Genomic DNA, 2,105 nt, shown 5'->3' with positions numbered 1-2,105 from the left:
GCCCGCGAAGTCCTGGCCAACCCACGCGAGAAACGAACCCAGGCCTTCCTCGAAAGGGTGCTGTAGACCCCTGCACGAACCTGCAGCAGCCGTTCGGCAGCCAGGCCGACCGGCTCTCGCTCCGGTCGAAAGCGTCTCCTTCGGCGCGCTTGTGAGCCCGGGCCGGGGCGGCACCGATGCCGTGACGGGTGGTCCGTTCCCGGGCCGCGGGTGGCGACCGGGGCCCATGCGGATCGAATGCTCCCTGCGGGGCGGCCTGACAGCAGAGGTCGGTCAGGGCTTCTGCCCAGAGCCGGGATCCGGTCCGGCCATGGGCCGCAACCTGCTGCCCGCCCGTTTCCGGCCTGCGCGGCGCCACCGCCCGGATCAAGCCGCCTTCCCTCTCCACCGACAACGAGTTCCGGCAGCTCATGGCCGCCATCGACACCGTCCTCCTTGCCCAGGAAGCCAAGTGACCCCCATACGTACCCTCCCCGACGCCGAGCCCACTGCCCTCGCCGACTCCGACAAAGTCCTGGCCGGCCTCCGCCTCGCCGTACCGGGCGTCACCCGCACTTTCGACGTCCACGATCCGGCCACCGGCCAGGTGATCGCCCAGGTCCCCGACTTCGACGCGGACCAGTCCCTCGACGCCGTCGCCCGTGCCGACGCAGCCGGCCGTTCCTGGGCTGCCACCAGCACCCGGCACCGCGCCGACATCCTCCGTGCCTGGCACGACCTCATCCTCGGCAACGCCGAGATGATCGCTCTGCTCATCACCCGTGAGATGGGCAAGCCGCTCGCCGAGGCCCGTGCCGAGATCTCCTACGGTGCCGATTTCATCCGCTGGTACGCCGAGGAAGCGGTACGCCCTGGGGGAAACCTTCGCGACGCTCCAGCCGGCGGCGCCCGTCTGCTCAGCCGACGCGCACCGGTGGGGTTGTCGGTGCTCATCACCCCGTGGAACTTCCCGCTCGCCATGGCTACCCGCAAGATCGCCCCGGCACTCGCCGCCGGCTGCCCCGTGGTCATCAAACCCGCGCCTCACACGCCTCTGACCACGATCTTCGCTGTCCAACTCGCAGTCGCAGCCGGTGTGCCCGAAGACCTGGTGCAGGTCGTGACCACGACCGGGGCCCCGTCCTTCAGTACGGCCGTTCTGGCCGATCCACGGGTGCGCAAGGTGTCCTTCACCGGATCGACCGCGGTCGGCAAGGTCCTGCTGCGTCTGGCTGCGGACAACGTACTGAAGAGCTCCATGGAACTGGGCGGCAACGCCCCCCTGTTGGTCTTCGACGACGCCGATCTGGAACGGGCGGTCGACGGCGCGTTCGCCGCCAAGATGCGCAACGGCGGCCAGTCATGCATTGCCGCCAACCGCATCTTCGTCCAAGACGGCATCGCCGACGCGTTCGTCGACGCCCTCACCGAGCGACTGGCCGCCGTGCAGATCGGCCACGGACTCGCCCCCGGTGTGGGGCTCGGTCCGGTGATCGACCACACTGCCGTGACGCGACTCACCGCCCTCGTCGCGGACGCGACCTCCCGCGGCGCACACCTCCTCACCGGCGGCTCGGCCCCCGGCAACCTTGGCTCGTTCTTCGCACCGACGCTCCTGGACCACGTACCGGCTGACGCCGACCTCGCCCACACCGAGATCTTCGGTCCCGTTGCCGCCGTCCAACGCTTCTCCCAGCAGGACGAGGCCATCGCCCGCGCCAACGACACGGAGCACGGCCTGGCGGGCTACGTCTTCACCGAGAACCTCGACCGTGCCTTCAACGTGGCCGACGAACTGGCCACCGGACTGGTCGGCATCAATCAGGGCGTTCCCTCGAACGCGGCCGCGCCGTTCGGCGGGGTCAAGCAGTCCGGCCTCGGACGCGAGGGCAGCAGCGAGGGACTCGAGGAATACCAGGAGATCCGCTACTACAACCTCGCACTGCGCCCGACCACTTGATTACCCAACAGCCCTCCAGGCGCCGCCTGGGAGTGTAAATATCTAACGGCCCTGTCTCACATTCGGTGGTAAGAAGCTGTTGTCTTTCCGGACTTGAGGACTGCGTTTCCGCTGGTCGGGCATAGGGTCGGCGATCTCGTGGGAGTTGTGGCCTGTCGTGCTGTCG

Annotated in this window: 1 protein-coding gene; it reads left to right on the top strand. The window is 68.7% G+C overall.

What is annotated here, in order from left to right:
- Window positions 1-451: 451 nt before the first annotated feature.
- On the top strand, window positions 452-1,939 hold the full coding sequence (locus tag ABZZ74_RS53795; protein ID WP_356951393.1) for an NAD-dependent succinate-semialdehyde dehydrogenase: 1,488 nt from the start codon (window positions 452-454) through the stop codon (window positions 1,937-1,939).
- The last annotated feature ends 166 nt before the right edge of the window (window positions 1,940-2,105 follow it).

The organism is Streptomyces sp. NPDC006476, assembly GCF_040612015.1.
Lineage (GTDB): Bacteria > Actinomycetota > Actinomycetes > Streptomycetales > Streptomycetaceae > Streptomyces > Streptomyces griseorubiginosus_B.
Note: the sequence above shows the minus strand (reverse complement) of the source record. Positions and strands in the feature narration are given on the sequence as shown.